This is a genomic window from Clostridia bacterium, assembly GCA_035628995.1.
Lineage (GTDB): Bacteria > Bacillota > Clostridia > Lutisporales > Lutisporaceae > BRH-c25.
Window position 1 is genome coordinate 111,523 of sequence record DASPIR010000034.1, and the last position, 14,241, is coordinate 125,763.

Genomic DNA, 14,241 nt, shown 5'->3' on the forward strand with positions numbered 1-14,241 from the left:
TGTTTAATTGTAAATACTTGTTAATTAATCCACCAATATACATATTATTCTGTGTCAAAAAACACAAAGCCCCCAGTTTATCTGGAGGCTCTGCAACGTATATTTAACATTAGTCAGGGTCAGTATCATGCACTAATACCACTATTGGCGGAGCATCAAGTCTAATTGATTCCTCATCGGTATTTTGAATATACTGCTCCTCTGTTACAGGATTCACAACCGCATCTGGTGTAGTGTCATGAACAGCAAATACAGTCATGAAAGACGTACAAGTGATAGTGATAACTAAAAGACAAATAACCATTAGCTTTTTCATTGGTTTTCCTCCTTCTTAATTTGAACTTAGTACTTTTAATGAAAGGCACATATCGCTTAGAATATTATTGAGTTCCCCTTTGCAAGTTTTACTTCCCTTACCAATCTTATCCATTATATCTGTAATCTGTTTTGCATATTGGGCCATTATCTGTTTGTCTTCCAAATCTGCTTTTACAGCAATGTTAATTCCATCAACGATGAAACATTTGTACATGAAGATTTCATTAACCTGACTTATCAATTCAACCAGCCTATTTAGTTCGTCTTTTGACTCGCCCTGTAATATTTTAATCTGAGTATATGTCATAAAGAATATAAAGAACTTGCTCATATTCTTACTTTCCAATAATACAAATGCTTCGTTTATATGCTCCAAAGCTTTTTCATAGTTACCTATATTCTTATACAATTCTGCAATACTATTATGTATGCTACTTCTTTCAATCGAATAATCTTCCCCGTAGAGTTTTAGTGCTTTGTTGAAATATTCAAGTGCCTCATTATATAACTCACGCCTTTCATAATTTGCACCGATATTTAAGAGTACTTTCCCTTGCTGTGGGATTTCTTTTGCATATATTAATGCTTCGCAAAGCACATTGTACGAATTAATGTAATCTTCCATGTGCCAATATAGTATGCCAGTACGCAAATAGAGTAAATATTGCGTTTTATCCTCTAAGCCATCTGTATAAGGCAAAAGTTCGAGGGCTTGTTTAAATGCTTTTTGGGCTGACTTGTACTTTAGGTCATAGAAACTCACTAACCCTTTGTCAGCTAAAAATTGAACTATCAAATTATATGACTTCTGTTCCATTGTAATCCTTAGAGACTGACTAATGTACCTGGTTGCCTTTTTAGTATCGTTCTTGTAAAAATGGTACATTCCGATGTTTCTTATCATCTCTGCTGTTTCTTTAGTCAATGCCTTTACTAAACATAATCTTTTAAGCTTTTTCAACATAACGATATCATCATTGTGTGTATAGCTCTGGATATCCTTGGTAATATTATCGACATTTCCAATTATTTCTTCAGTCAGCAATATTCCTTTCTTTTCTTTTTCTAAGAGTTTACGTACATCCAGAATATTAACCCGCAAAATTTATCACCCCCCCCCCACTCAAAAACAAAGAATGTAATTTATAATCAGATTATATCAAATTTTGGAAATCATTGCTATATTTAAATGTAAAATGCTGGATTTTTTATATGAACGGTAAATAAAAGTACTAAAAACAAAAAAACTCCATTTTAAGGAGTTTTATTCTGTCAATAGTGCATTTATTTATTGCCTCTTCTCCTGAAGAAATAGTAGATTACACAGCCAGTTAGTATCTAGGGTGCCAGTCTGTCTAAACTGATACCTATGTCAAAGACATTTATAAAAAGTGCTAAGCACTCAAAAGATGATTTCTGAACTGTACAGGAGTCATCTTTTTTAATCCCCATTGATAAAGCGGTCAATAGTTATAGTGCCAGTCTGTCAACTTGTCAACTTACTACTTCCACTTTTATTCTAGCACTACTTGCAATATAAACACATATTCCAATAACCATATAACGTTACAGCTAAACCACAAAAAAGTTTTCAGTGTCGAAATTTAACATAGTTTCACAAAGCAAAAAAGCCTTGAAATATCAAGACTTTAATTATTATCTAAAAATGGTGCACCTAGAGGGACTTGAACCCACGGCACACGGTTTCGGAAACCGCTGCTCTATCCAGCTGAGCTATAGATGCATATTTATTTATTCATATATATGGTGCGCCCAGAGGGAGTCGAACCCCCGACCTACTGATTCGAAGTCAGCCACTCTATCCAGCTGAGCTATGAGCGCACGTATTACTGAGCCGACCAACTGATTAATTTGAGAGTAGACCAACTGATTGGCACTATTATATATTACCATATTAGTCGCAAATATAAAAGTTCTAATATTTTCACTCTGAGGTATTCTAGTCATCTTAATCAATTTATATACTTTTTTGCTCTATGTACCCTTGTAAATAACCGCTTCTCAGACCTATTAAAGTGCATAAAGTGTTAATCATGTGTTGTAATGGTAATTAGCTATGCTTAGCACTCACTCAATTCATTCATACACTTTGAGCAAATAATCTTTTCTTTATATAACTTCGATTCACCTACACTATCGCAGAAGAAGCAAGAAGGGGTATATTTTCTTTCCTAAAATTTACCCTCTTATACATAAAAAAGCTCATAGACGGTATAAGACCATCTATACGAGCTTATATAAAACACTATTAATCACTTTGTCTTAACTGTTGTTTCTATTAAGTACCTTTTAAACGCTAAACCTAATACTACTCCAAAAAAAATCGCACCAAGAAATTCAGCGAGATAGCCACTTACTGGTCTATACGGAAAGGTTTTTCCTTCTAGTGTAACAGTTAAGAAAAATTCTAAAACTGCCCAAACGAATAATGACAAAAACGCACTTTTTAAGATGAGATAGTCAGAACCAACTTTGTTTATTCCATAATATAGGACAAAAGCAATAAAACCTGCAACTATAGAACTAACAATAATCCCTATCACAGGGACTGGTCTATTCCCTGTAACCGCAAAACTATCTAATTGATAAAGAGTGTATTTCGATAATCCCATATATTTCGTAACCATAGTAAATAATTGAAAAGGTATAGTACAAATCATTCCTATTAAAATAGCAACTAAGGGTTTATCAGTATTCATGTATGTAGTTCCCTCCACCAAATGATATTAGTAATAGTTAAGCTTCATTATTGCTTATTATTTGAATAGTATATGTTAATTATGTATTTTGAAACTTACATCATCTATACTCTTTGAGCCGCAACGGTTTTAAAGCCTAATATCCTGATAAAATCGAGAATTTATCTTCTAATAATAAAAAAGGCATATCAATAATTGATATACCTTATATTACCTTCCTTAATATCTCTGTAATTACCTCTATTAATATCTACTCCCCTATTAATTTAACTTCTCCATTTTCATACGTTGCAATTTCATAACCACGATGTGTTATTGTGTAAATATAATCATCAAATTTAGGCATATAGTCCAAATCCTTCGTTTCCTTTTCATATAAATCTTTAAACGGAATATAATAGTTAAACCAAGTGTTCTGTGGTATTTTTTTGTATCAGGCAGGTGTATTAACTAGAAGTAAAGGCTGTATATGCAAGTCATTGTATATACAGCCTTTGTTATCAGCAAGAGCTTCTTGAACCGTTCACATATATCGAGAAACCTTTTCTAAGCCAGCCTTTATTGTAGTCAATTTCTAAATAGTTGACTACATCGGCGATTTCCCTTTCTACTGAGAAAGCCATGCCGTCTTTTTCCACTGTTACTTCTCCATCCTGTGGCTCACCCTGAGCCAATCCAAAATATGGACCTGATCAGCCATAGCCTTGCAATACAATCCGGTAAGCTTTTGAATTAATGCTGGCAAACTCCTCTGCAGCTTGCTTAGTTATTCTTATATTCATGATGACACCTCCCAACGTTCACTACCCGTACCCCCGTGGGGTACATATTAATTATAATGCTGATTCAGGTGAAAATCAAGTACTGAAAAAAGAAAATTACAGGTTAAGGCTTGTCACACTATTTTGTGGCCAAGCATATCCTGCCAGTAGAAAGGAGGTGAAAAAAATGATAATAAGAAGACTTATCCAAATTATCGGAGCGATTCTGATAATTATAGGTGTACTGCTTATTGCAACAGGATTCCCGATTTCGATTATAGGTCCCCTGCTTATTGTTGCTGGTTTACTCCTGATATTTCTTTCTGTGTTTATTGACGGAAAGTTTGTATTAGGAATAGTAAGCATTTTGCTGGGGATTTTGGTTGTGATTATAGCAGCTGCCATATTCGCCATTCTCGGCGCAACGCTTCTCGTGGCATATGTGCTGCTGTTCCTTGGGATTGCTTTGATAGTCCTTGGGTTAATCCTGCTGTCCAGGCCGTGCTAAGCCACATGGAATCAACAAAAGACATCGGTACATTAAAGATTGTATGTATAGATGAAAATCCTAAAAGGTAAGTGTACACAAATGAAATGAAAATGGACATGCATGAAGAAAAGCTTTTCTAGCTGATCTAGAGATTTGAACCTTTACCTTAGAGATGTAAATATCTCTTCAAAAAATAGTTGGTGCGCCTGAAGGGAATCGAACCCCTGGCACACGGATTAGAAGTCCGTTGCTCTATCCAACTGAGCTACAGGCGCATATTTTTGGAGCGGGTAGAGGGAATCGAACCCTCGCGATCAGCTTGGAAGGCTGACGTTCTACCATTGAACTACACCCGCATATTAAATTTTCAGAAAATAAATGTATATATGGAGCGGGTTACGAGATTCGGACTCGCGACTTTCACCTTGGCAAGGTGACACTCTACCACTGAGTTAAACCCGCATGTGCATAATGCTCATATATACTAATGGAAAAAATGGTGCGGAGTAAGGGACTTGAACCCCCACGTCGTTGACACTAGATCCTAAGTCTAGCGCGTCTGCCAATTCCGCCAACTCCGCATGTTTTTATGGTGACTCACCGGAGGATCGAACTCCGGACACCATGATTAAAAGTCATGTGCTCTACCAACTGAGCTAGTGAGTCATAGCTTTAATGGCTGGGGTGGCTGGATTCGAACCAACGGGATGCCAGAGTCAAAGTCTGGTGCCTTACCACTTGGCGACACCCCAAAATTTAATTGTTGGGGTGGGTAATCGGGGTCGAACCGACGGCCTCCAGAGCCACAATCTGGCGCTCTAACCAACTGAGCTATACCCACCATATAAAATATGGTGCGCCTGAAGGGAATCGAACCCCTGGCACACGGATTAGAAGTCCGTTGCTCTATCCAACTGAGCTACAGGCGCATGTTATTTGGAGCGGGTAGAGGGAATCGAACCCTCGCGATCAGCTTGGAAGGCTGACGTTCTACCATTGAACTACACCCGCTTGTCTTTGGCGCACTTGTTATAAGTATCGCCGACATTTATAGATTATAACAAAATTTATTATGTGTGTCAACTGATTTTGGACTTTTATTAGTATGCAATTTATAACATATCGCCCATTCTGCATACTTGTCTTCTGTCACTTGAGCATAGTTCATACATGTTATACAATTGATAAAGATTCTCTTTCGAAAATTACATGTATATTCTTAACAACTTTTATTTTTTCTATTCCTTATTATATATTCGTCTTTATTTAAGCTTGTTCACAAATTCCTTGAGCGCATTTGCCCTATGACTTATATTGTTCTTCTCAGCCGAGTCTATTTCAGCCATGGTCCTTCCATATCCATCAACTATAAAGAGCGGATCATATCCAAAACCACGCTCGCCTTTTTCTGCATAACCAATTTTCCCATATACATAGCCTTCTGCTGTTATCTCTTTCCCGTTTGGAAAAACTGCAGCAATTGCAGAACAGAATCGTGCGCCTCTTTTATCATCCGGTATGTCCCTCAAAGCTTTTTTGAGCTTTTCATTGTTTTTAACATCCTTAGCAGCCCCTGCTTCGCCTGAATACCTGGCGGATTTTACGCCAGGCTCTCCATTTAAAGCATCCACTTCGAGGCCGGAATCATCAGCAATGGCTGCTTTCCCCGTCAGTCTGAAAACCTCTCTCGCCTTTATCAGTGCATTATCTATGAAGGTGTCCCCGTTTTCCTCAATCTCTATATCCAGCCCGACATCTGCCATAGACTTGACTTCTATACCTTTTTGCTTAAGTATCGCTCTTATTTCTTCGAGCTTGTGGCTGTTATTTGTTGCCGCTATCATTTCCATTGCTCATACCTACCTTGCCGGCAATTTCACCAAGGGACTGCTTTTGTGCTTCAATCAAATCCTTTATACCCTTTTCACCAAGCTCCATCAATTCCTGCAGCTGTGTCTTGCTGAAAGGACTCTCCTCACCTGTGCCCTGAATCTCTATAAATTCTCCCTTGTCAGTCATTACCAGGTTCATATCCACCTGGCAGGTTGAATCCTCTGAATAATTCAAATCCAGTATTGCTTCACCGTCTTTGATTCCTACACTTACTGCTGCTATATAGCCGTTTAGCGGTATTGCTTTAAGCTTTTCCTGAATTACAAGCTTATTCAGCGCATCCACAAGTGCCACAAAGGCTCCTGTGATAGATGCTGTTCTAGTGCCACCATCAGCTTGTATCACATCGCAGTCTATATAAACTGTCATTTCGCCCAATTTCTGAAGGTCTACTATGGAACGCAGCGCTCTTCCTATAAGCCTCTGAATCTCCATTGTTCTTCCATCCACTTTACCTCTTGTAGACTCTCTTGGCTTGCGAGTCTCTGTTGACCGCGGGAGCATGCCGTACTCGCTGGTAATCCAGCCCTTGCCTGTTCCTTTGACAAAAGGCGGTACTCTCTCTTCAATAGAAGCAGTGCAAATTACTTTGGTATCACCCATTTCAATAAGCACTGAACCCTCCGCATGTTTCAAATAATTCCTTGTTATTTTAACTGGTCTGATCTGGTCCTTATTTCTTCCGTCTATCCTCTGCATCTGTATTCCTTCCCTTCATATACAACTAAAGCTTTATTTTAAAGCTTGCTTGCAATTTAAATTTTTTTTGAGCTTCATATAATATTATTCCTAAAGTGCAATGCATTTATTTTGCTCTTTCTTCCCAAAATATACTAAAAGCATACAGCTTGTCAACCTTTTGTTCTCAAATAATCCACTTTAAAGCTAAAGTGGATTATTAATACGTTATATGTATTGTTATTCGTAAAAGTTTACAAAAACCGGAACATCAAGATAATTGTCAGCACCTAATCCGTCAGCGTTTTCTACGATTTTGCCGTTTACAAATATCTTGGCCTTTGAAACCTCAGGGAATTCCTTCAATGTAAGCGTTACTGCCTTCATCATTGCATTTTCTGCTGCTTTGTCACCCTGCTTTGCCAATACCTGCTCGGAAAAATTCACGTAAGCTACACTGTCCTTCACCTGCACTCCAAGGAGCTGTGTGCCTTCCGGGAAAGAGGTAACCAAGCTGCTTCCGTCTGTGGGTCCTTCAAGAAGTGCGCTCATTGCTGCCTCTGCGCTGTTCTCGAAGCCTGATACTATCTTTGTCACAGGGACAAAATATGAGTATGCTCCACTACCTTTTTTATGATAGTATACCACAACCTTTGATGGCTTTTCACCTGGGTTTTCCACAGATGCTAAATTTATTTCAGTTCTTTTGAGACTGGATTCAATTTTTGTTCCCATAGGCATTTCTTCTATTTTTTTGCCATCTACTCTGATTTCCAAAGAATTAATGTTAGGAAACTCAGTCAATGTATATACTATCGCTTTCAACCCCAGCTCTTCAGCCTTAGCACTGCTGAAGTTCAGGAATTCCTTTGAGAAATCGATTATAGCCAGCCCGCTTTCTTTTATAACTGCTCCATTGATTTTGGTGCCCATAGGCAGTGCCGGTGTCAAGCCTGCTGCATTAAGATCCTGTGCTTTATCGGGAGTGTAAATAAGTGCTGATAACGCAGTTTTTGCTATGCCCAGGTCACCCTTAGGTATATATCTCATTACAGGTACCAGGAAGTTTTCATTATCTTTGTAGTAGAGCACTGTCGCCCTGCTGTTCTCCGGTTGGGCCATACTGACTTCACTCATGCTTTGGGTTTCTTCCTGCGCCTGCTCTTTTTCATCATCTATCGTATCGTCATTTTTGTTAAAAAAATCCCGTAAGGACGTCAGCGGGTTGCTGCAGCTTGCAAGAACCAATGTGCAACAAAAAATCATTGCTAATATTAGTACAAGCTTTCTGTTCATTCATTTCACCCCTTATTTTTTTTATCAATATATTATATTAGCCTTATGAGGGGTATATTCGTGAATTAAATGGCTGAAATGAAAAGACCCTGAAGCCTATGTAAGCTTCAGGGTCTCAAATTCTTATCAGTTGCCGGACATGTTGTCTTGAGCAGTAATTTGCTCTGTAATGAGGCTTTCCTCTGCAGAGGACTGTCCATTGTTTAGTGCTGCACTCTGCAGGCTGTATGGATTTGCAGGTGTGGGTGCTGCATATATAGCATCAATGTCTATATCAAGGCTGATTCCCTCAATTTCTTCAAAGTGTCTCACTATGGAAACCGCCAGCGCCCTTGCTGCCATTTCCCTGTATTCAGCCTTCTTAATCTGTGCAAACTCTTCAGGGTTTGTGATAAAGCCAAGCTCCGCTAGTATCGCAGGCATCTTTGTCTTGTTCAGAACATGCAGTCCAGGTCTTGGTGTTATTCCCCTGGAGGGTCTCTTTAGAGCATCTGTTATCTCATTATGGAAAATGTTCGCCATTTTTTTATTGTCAAAGGGATACTCATCAGTTATTTCATTTGGATAGTATAGCGTCTCTATGCCCTTAGCTGTGCTTGTAAAGGCATTAAAATGTATACTCATGAAGAAGTCTACATAATTGTTGTTTGCCATACCTGACCTGCTGGCAAGATCCACATATCTATCATCTTTTCTTGTAATCATGGTATTGAAGCCTATATCTTTAAGTATCCTGTTCAATCGCAATGCAACATCCAGGTTAAGGTCCTTTTCATTGGTTCCGTCTTTCGCCCTTGCTCCGGGATCCTTCCCACCATGTCCTGGGTCAATAAGCACAGTAAGCTGATCGACTCTCTCTGCTTTTTGCTTGAATTTGATGCTTACAAGCTTGGTGATTGCCGGGGAGAGCAGCTCATAATCTACCGTAGGCTTCATCATGAAGGAAGCAACTGTATATATATTCTCTCCGTGGGTTTCTTTGGTAACTGTAACATATTCCATCACATTGTCATTCATTTCATAGGTCTTCTGTTCCACGTCAAGATCCTTTGGTATCATTATTTTAAGGGTTCTGTTGACATTATCAATAATGGGCTGATATTCCACTTCTACTCCGGGGCTCAACTCGATAAATGCCGAGCTGTAATATTTCTTGTAATCGAAAAAGGAGAAGGGAATATTGGAAATATATACCTTGGTCAAGCTTCCTTCAGTCTCATAGTCATAATACATGCCCGGTTCCAGATCAAGCACTACTCTGGCAACTCCCACGTCCGCCTGCCCTGACCTTATGGATTTAACATAAGAGGTTTTTGTATCTAATGACTGATACTCGCTCAGTACTGATTTGTACATATCCACTACCAGCCTGTCAGGGTTCTCCAATTTGAACACATTAGGATCCATATCCTGGCTTCCCCTTATCATAATCACATCTTTGCCTTCCTCTTTGATAAAGCTGACCGGATTGATTATATTAGCATATATCAGGGATACCGTCTTCTTATCGTTAGACTGTACCAGTTTACATCTTGTCTGATCCTCCAGGTCTATTACAACCCTCACAACATCTGGAGACTTGCTGAATTGTGCTACTCTGACCCTGATTACGCCGCCTTTTCCTATTTCTTTGGTTTCAAATTCAGTATTCAAAAGGGAGCTTTCTATATCCACTACCATTCTGTCCGGATTGGACATTGTATAGCTTTTATATTTTATAGGGTTATTAGCAGCTATATTAAGCTGAGGAAAACCTCCGTTATCATCGTAGATAATATCGTCTATGGTTGCAGTCTTGTACTCTATGGGCTTTTCTGCCGCTATAATCGGTGGTGGTGCAGCCTTTTTATCAACCTTTACTATATTCTTTGCTTTGTCATAAGAAACGTCATAGTCAAAATTGTTTTGTATGAAGGTTATCGGCACGTATGCTCGTCCATTATACAAAAGCGGTGCTGGGTCTATCTTTGCACTTTTGCCATTTACATAGCCATTGCCCGAGCCTATTACTACTTTAGCCGAGCCGTTGGCCGATTTCAATTCCATTGTCTTCGAGGCTGCATTCCAGGTTACTTTGTAGCCCAGGCCTTCCCCGATGTGTCTAAGAGGTATGTATACTTTGTTGTTTTTTGTTATCGCCAAATCGGTGGCAGTCATCTTTTTTCCCAAGACGTATACGCCTTTGGCTGCTGCCGCACTGCTGCCCGTGCTTGCGGCTGCTGTTTTCTTATTGATAGTGATAAGATTTTTTGCCTTATCGTATGTAGTGGTAAAGTTAAAGTATTTCTGTACAAAGGTCAAAGGAATATACGCCCTGTCGTTATACATTATCGGGGCAGCATCCAGCTTTGTCTTCTTGCCATTTACATAGGCATATACGTTGCCTATCGTAACCTTTATTGTCTGGCTGGAGGCTTTAAGTTCCATAGTTTTGGTTTTCGCAGTCCAAACGGCCTTGTAGCTCAGCGCTTCTCCTACCGCCCTGACAGGCAGGTATATTCTATTGTTCTTAACAATAGGAGGACTTGCTGTGCTTACTTTCTTTCCCAGTATCTGCATTGACAGCGGAGGTGTTTTTGTGTTGGTTGTTTGTGCGAATACAGTGCCTGCAAAGCTGGTTGTCATTAAGCAAAGCACAAGTATGACTGCAATTGTTTTTTTCATCTAATTCCTCCTTTAAAGACATATTATAGTATATATTTCGACCATATTCTTCAAATACCTTTGCTTTTATATTATAATTACATTACCAATATATTTCATTTATGTTTCAAACTCCCTTACAGTCCCTAGTCTTACGTCTAATTCATCATAATAAAAAAGCTCATAAAAAAAGATACGATATGCTCGTATCTTTCGACGTATATTTACATTATTTTGTTCCAATAAATTTTCATGCTTTGAAAAGCTCATCAACGTCGGGGGGGCTGAGTATTAGTGTCTCCCCGTCTCTGATAATATTTCTGTCATGCTCTGTTATCCTACCAATTATAGCCGCCGGTATACCCTTTTGCTCAAGTATCCTAACCAGCTCAGCTCCATTTTTCACGGTTATCAGCATGGAACCGCTTGATATCAGTCTATAAGGGTCTATTCCAAATACATAGCACAGCTTTCTGGTAACCGCATGTACAGGTATCTCATCAATATATATGTCTATTCCCTTGGATGAACTTTCAGCAATTTCCCATGCAGCCCCAAGAATGCCTCCTTCGGTTACATCATGCATGCTGCTTGCTCCAAACTCTCCAGCAGCTACACCTTCCTCCACAACGCTTATATGCTCAATGAAAGACTTTGCGACTTCTATCTCCTCTTGTGACAGCCTGTCTGCGAGCACTTTTTCCTTATCTGCCGCTATTATCGATGTGCCTTCCAGCCCAGCCCATTTGGTCATTATTACATCGTCTCCGGTTTGCGCTCCCGAGGACCTTACTATTCTATCCTTCAGCACCTTGCCCACAGCGGTCGTGGATATCACTATCCTGTTTACCGCCGAGGTGACTTCAGTATGTCCTCCTATTATTTCGACACCAAGCGCCGCGGCTGCCTCACCTGCTTCTTTCATTACCCTGCCAATATCCCCTTCTGTGGCTGTTGGGGGTACGAGAATTGTGACCATTATCCCGACCGGTCTAACCCCGCAGGTAGCAACATCATTGCAGGAGATATGTATTGCAAGGGTGCCGGCGCCCTTTTCCGCTCCTGTTATCGGATCAGTGGACAATACGCATGCGTGGCCTCCAAAATCTATTGCAGCACAGTCCTCGCCGATTTCAGGCCGCATTATGACTTCTTTGCTCTTCACTTTTATATTATTGAATACCAAACTCTTCAAAAGTTCTGGAGGTATTTTCCCTTCCTTCAAACATAACACCCTCTTTAGCTGAATATTTTCATGACTATTATAGCACAATTTTATGTCGGGCAATAGGCGCTTGGCAATGGGCAATGGGATTTAGAAAGTATATGTATTTAGTTTTATCCAACTAATTCAATGCATAAATATATATAGATACCATGTCATTTTCTAATTATATTGCGGGTGGTGTTTCAATGAACTTTGAATTTTCATATCCCGACATAATAAAACAATGCAATACCATGGCTTATCTCAATGTGGTTTCCTTCTGTCTGCTTTCAGGCTGCGGCAACATAGAGATGCCTAATGAACAGGAGTTAAATCAGATATACAAGCTTTTAAGAGATGAACACAGCCATAAAATGCCAAAGAATATAGCTTTCATGTCGTCCCTTTACAAAAGGTGCCTGCCTGCTTATGCAGCTATTCCTGATACGACCTATGATTTTAAGTGCTTCCGCTGGGTAGACAAAAAAACCAAGAGAGTACTAGAACCCAATGTACTTGCCCATTCCATATGTGCCATGACTGCTCTTATACCTGTCATACAAAAGGGAGAAATACAGCTGGATAATAAGGATTTAATTGCTTACTGCCTTGGTGTAAGCTCAATAAAGCAAGCTCGTTTTCTTGTTGATTTTCTTAAGCTGGGGGACTTCTATTATTCAGGAGAGGATACGGGTGATAATGCATATGGGGAATATAAGATTGTCATCAATAATGAAAATCCTGATATCAGAACACAGTTTTATGCTGCTGAAGCCCTGTCCTCTGCAGTAAGACTGATTAGCGATAACGAGCAATATTCCAGGGAGCCGTTATCCAAGCTTGAAAAGGGATTGGAGATACTTCCGGTAATATGTGAAAATGTAATTGAAAACATCAATGATATCAGTTCAAGGGATTTGTCCCTAATATGCTTAAGTCTCCTGTCCACACTGAAGCACACTGTTCTGTATAAGGAAATTGCATATAACACCGTTAATGCAATAGGCATTGAGCTATGTGAGCGCCTTGCACATACCGGTGATATTTCCAGAAATATATCCGACGACAGCTCAAGCTCCTTTGTTACCTTATGCAACTGCATGAACTGTTTGATTAAGCTTTATGAGGTCAATTGCATAAGTATATATGAGGCTTCCTACTCAAAGCTCTATGATAGAATTGACTCCTATTGGGATAGAAGCGGCGGACTCTTTATCACCTCGAGCAAAAGCAAGCAAAAATATAGCTTCAAGGACATATCGGCTGTCCTGGCCGCAATTCGAGCCCTTCGCAGCTGCCTTACCGAGCCTGATCTGTATATGCATGTGGATAGGCAGTTGTCCTCCTTTTATAGCTCAGCAATTATCAGCAGCAAGCTATTCAATAATCAGTTCTATCCTATATTGCAGGATGGCAAGCTGGAGCTTCACAATTTAGGTTCCTCAGTAAAAGATATTGCACCCGTTTTTATGGAGGGTTTTGAGGTTAAGGTAAATAAAAAGAAGTACTATTGTGAGCCGGGGGTTTTTGAAGCAGAAGAAATACTTCTTGGCTGCAGGTATCTGCTGTATTGAGTCTCAATAATCCGGTTCCCTGGCTTGAAGAATTCCTGCCATTCCTTATAGCTCATTATCTGGTGGTCTGAGATTATATAAAGACATTCAATATCTTCCGGAGGGATTTTGTGCATTACGAGCAATTCTGCATCATATCCCTCCCTTTTATCATATCTAACATTTAAATTATCCCTATAGCTCAGGGAATTTTCCCAATATTCCTCAACAAATGCCCTTCCATTAACCCTCATATATTCCCGTATATCGCCAAACCCCTCCAAATTTTGAAGAATATATGGCTCATATATGAAATTAGCCAAATTCTCATTGCAAATCCAACATCTATCCTTCTGTATCTTGACTTTAAGCACAGCACTATGGGAATGCCATTTATGCCCTTTTTTGAAACAGATACTTGCAAATATTGCTTTCTTTCTCTCTACCCATCCGGGTATAGCTGCAGGCTTGTAATAATCCAAATATGAATGGAAATCATAATATTTGCTGTCATATGTAGGCTTGTCATCATACTTAATGCCTTCAGCCAGAGTTTTTCCCAAATCTACAATATTGACTACATGATATGCATAACCTTGCTCAGAACAATCCTCAAGCATCATTGTTCATGCTCCCCCGATCCAATTGCTGTTATAGCTTCAACACTTAATCTGTTACATTA

Annotated in this window: 12 protein-coding genes, 11 tRNA genes and 1 pseudogene; 2 read left to right on the top strand and 22 right to left on the bottom strand. The window is 39.4% G+C overall.

Annotated features, from left to right (window positions below; all coding sequences use genetic code 11):
- Positions 1–109: 109 nt before the first annotated feature.
- From VEB00_16100 to VEB00_16130, 7 genes and pseudogenes are all read right to left on the bottom strand, one after another.
- Positions 110–316: a hypothetical protein gene (locus VEB00_16100; GenBank protein ID HYF84537.1), complete on the bottom strand. Its 207-nt coding sequence runs from the start codon at positions 314–316 to the stop codon at positions 110–112.
- A 15-nt stretch (positions 317–331) separates the two neighbouring features.
- Complete coding sequence (locus VEB00_16105) at positions 332–1,420, bottom strand: tetratricopeptide repeat protein (protein HYF84538.1); 1,089 nt, start codon at positions 1,418–1,420, stop codon at positions 332–334.
- A 292-nt stretch (positions 1,421–1,712) separates the two neighbouring features.
- A pseudogene (locus VEB00_16110) lies at positions 1,713–1,817 on the bottom strand (IS3 family transposase).
- 168 nt (positions 1,818–1,985) lie between these two features.
- Positions 1,986–2,062 (bottom strand) — tRNA-Arg (locus VEB00_16115).
- Positions 2,063–2,083: 21 nt separating this feature from the next.
- Positions 2,084–2,160, bottom strand: a tRNA-Arg gene (locus tag VEB00_16120).
- 431 nt (positions 2,161–2,591) lie between these two features.
- Complete coding sequence (locus VEB00_16125) at positions 2,592–3,038, bottom strand: hypothetical protein (GenBank protein HYF84539.1); 447 nt, start codon at positions 3,036–3,038, stop codon at positions 2,592–2,594.
- Between the two features lie 500 nt (positions 3,039–3,538).
- Complete coding sequence (locus tag VEB00_16130) at positions 3,539–3,676, bottom strand: hypothetical protein (GenBank protein ID HYF84540.1); 138 nt, start codon at positions 3,674–3,676, stop codon at positions 3,539–3,541.
- A 310-nt stretch (positions 3,677–3,986) separates the two neighbouring features.
- Between VEB00_16130 and VEB00_16135 the strand changes: the two genes are divergently transcribed.
- A complete protein-coding gene (locus tag VEB00_16135; GenBank protein HYF84541.1) occupies positions 3,987–4,307 on the top strand; it encodes a hypothetical protein in 321 nt (106 codons plus the stop codon).
- 180 nt (positions 4,308–4,487) lie between these two features.
- On the opposite strand, the gene VEB00_16140 is transcribed toward VEB00_16135, so the two are convergent.
- The 14 genes from VEB00_16140 to VEB00_16205 all read right to left on the bottom strand — a co-directional run bounded on the left by VEB00_16140 (position 4,488) and on the right by VEB00_16205 (position 12,033).
- Positions 4,488–4,564, bottom strand: a tRNA-Arg gene (locus tag VEB00_16140).
- Positions 4,565–4,571: 7 nt separating this feature from the next.
- A tRNA-Gly gene (locus VEB00_16145) sits at positions 4,572–4,645 on the bottom strand.
- 31 nt (positions 4,646–4,676) lie between these two features.
- Positions 4,677–4,751: transfer RNA gene (locus tag VEB00_16150), tRNA-Gly, on the bottom strand.
- Between the two features lie 35 nt (positions 4,752–4,786).
- Positions 4,787–4,870, bottom strand: a tRNA-Leu gene (locus VEB00_16155).
- Positions 4,871–4,879: 9 nt separating this feature from the next.
- Positions 4,880–4,955: transfer RNA gene (locus tag VEB00_16160), tRNA-Lys, on the bottom strand.
- Between the two features lie 10 nt (positions 4,956–4,965).
- Positions 4,966–5,041: transfer RNA gene (locus VEB00_16165), tRNA-Gln, on the bottom strand.
- A 12-nt stretch (positions 5,042–5,053) separates the two neighbouring features.
- Positions 5,054–5,130 (bottom strand) — tRNA-His (locus tag VEB00_16170).
- Positions 5,131–5,141: 11 nt separating this feature from the next.
- Positions 5,142–5,218: transfer RNA gene (locus tag VEB00_16175), tRNA-Arg, on the bottom strand.
- A gap of 8 nt (positions 5,219–5,226) precedes the next feature.
- Positions 5,227–5,300: transfer RNA gene (locus VEB00_16180), tRNA-Gly, on the bottom strand.
- 251 nt (positions 5,301–5,551) lie between these two features.
- Positions 5,552–6,139: an RdgB/HAM1 family non-canonical purine NTP pyrophosphatase gene (gene rdgB, locus VEB00_16185; GenBank protein ID HYF84542.1), complete on the bottom strand. Its 588-nt coding sequence runs from the start codon at positions 6,137–6,139 to the stop codon at positions 5,552–5,554.
- Positions 6,114–6,881 carry a ribonuclease PH gene (gene rph, locus VEB00_16190; protein ID HYF84543.1) on the bottom strand — a complete coding sequence of 256 codons (768 nt, stop codon included), beginning with the start codon at positions 6,879–6,881 and terminating at the stop codon, positions 6,114–6,116. The genes rdgB and rph overlap by 26 nt, the downstream gene beginning before the upstream one ends.
- A gap of 219 nt (positions 6,882–7,100) precedes the next feature.
- A complete protein-coding gene (locus tag VEB00_16195) occupies positions 7,101–8,156 on the bottom strand; it encodes a GerMN domain-containing protein (GenBank protein HYF84544.1) in 1,056 nt (351 codons plus the stop codon).
- Positions 8,157–8,282: 126 nt separating this feature from the next.
- On the bottom strand, positions 8,283–10,820 hold the full coding sequence (locus VEB00_16200; GenBank protein HYF84545.1) for an N-acetylmuramoyl-L-alanine amidase family protein: 2,538 nt from the start codon (positions 10,818–10,820) through the stop codon (positions 8,283–8,285).
- Positions 10,821–11,049: 229 nt separating this feature from the next.
- Positions 11,050–12,033 carry an AIR synthase family protein gene (locus VEB00_16205; GenBank protein HYF84546.1) on the bottom strand — a complete coding sequence of 328 codons (984 nt, stop codon included), beginning with the start codon at positions 12,031–12,033 and terminating at the stop codon, positions 11,050–11,052.
- A gap of 179 nt (positions 12,034–12,212) precedes the next feature.
- Here VEB00_16205 and VEB00_16210 point away from each other — a divergent pair, with 179 nt between their 5' ends.
- On the top strand, positions 12,213–13,580 hold the full coding sequence (locus VEB00_16210) for a hypothetical protein (protein ID HYF84547.1): 1,368 nt from the start codon (positions 12,213–12,215) through the stop codon (positions 13,578–13,580).
- On the opposite strand, the gene VEB00_16215 is transcribed toward VEB00_16210, so the two are convergent.
- Complete coding sequence (locus VEB00_16215; GenBank protein ID HYF84548.1) at positions 13,514–14,182, bottom strand: hypothetical protein; 669 nt, start codon at positions 14,180–14,182, stop codon at positions 13,514–13,516. The two genes, VEB00_16210 and VEB00_16215, sit on opposite strands and share 67 nt — an antisense overlap.
- Positions 14,183–14,241: the final 59 nt, after the last annotated feature.

Excerpts from the sequence above, each read along its gene's own strand:
- VEB00_16215 (HYF84548.1), bottom strand. The coding sequence starts at position 14,182 with ATGATGCTTGAGGATTGTTCTGAGCAAGGTTATGCATATCATGTAGTC.
- rph (HYF84543.1), bottom strand. The coding sequence starts at position 6,881 with ATGCAGAGGATAGACGGAAGAAATAAGGACCAGATCAGACCAGTTAAA.
- rdgB (HYF84542.1), bottom strand. The coding sequence starts at position 6,139 with ATGGAAATGATAGCGGCAACAAATAACAGCCACAAGCTCGAAGAAATA.
- VEB00_16210 (HYF84547.1), top strand. The coding sequence starts at position 12,213 with ATGAACTTTGAATTTTCATATCCCGACATAATAAAACAATGCAATACC.
- VEB00_16125 (HYF84539.1), bottom strand. The coding sequence starts at position 3,038 with ATGAATACTGATAAACCCTTAGTTGCTATTTTAATAGGAATGATTTGT.
- VEB00_16200 (HYF84545.1), bottom strand. The coding sequence starts at position 10,820 with ATGAAAAAAACAATTGCAGTCATACTTGTGCTTTGCTTAATGACAACC.
- VEB00_16195 (HYF84544.1), bottom strand. The coding sequence starts at position 8,156 with ATGAACAGAAAGCTTGTACTAATATTAGCAATGATTTTTTGTTGCACA.
- VEB00_16135 (HYF84541.1), top strand. The coding sequence starts at position 3,987 with ATGATAATAAGAAGACTTATCCAAATTATCGGAGCGATTCTGATAATT.
- VEB00_16100 (HYF84537.1), bottom strand. The coding sequence starts at position 316 with ATGAAAAAGCTAATGGTTATTTGTCTTTTAGTTATCACTATCACTTGT.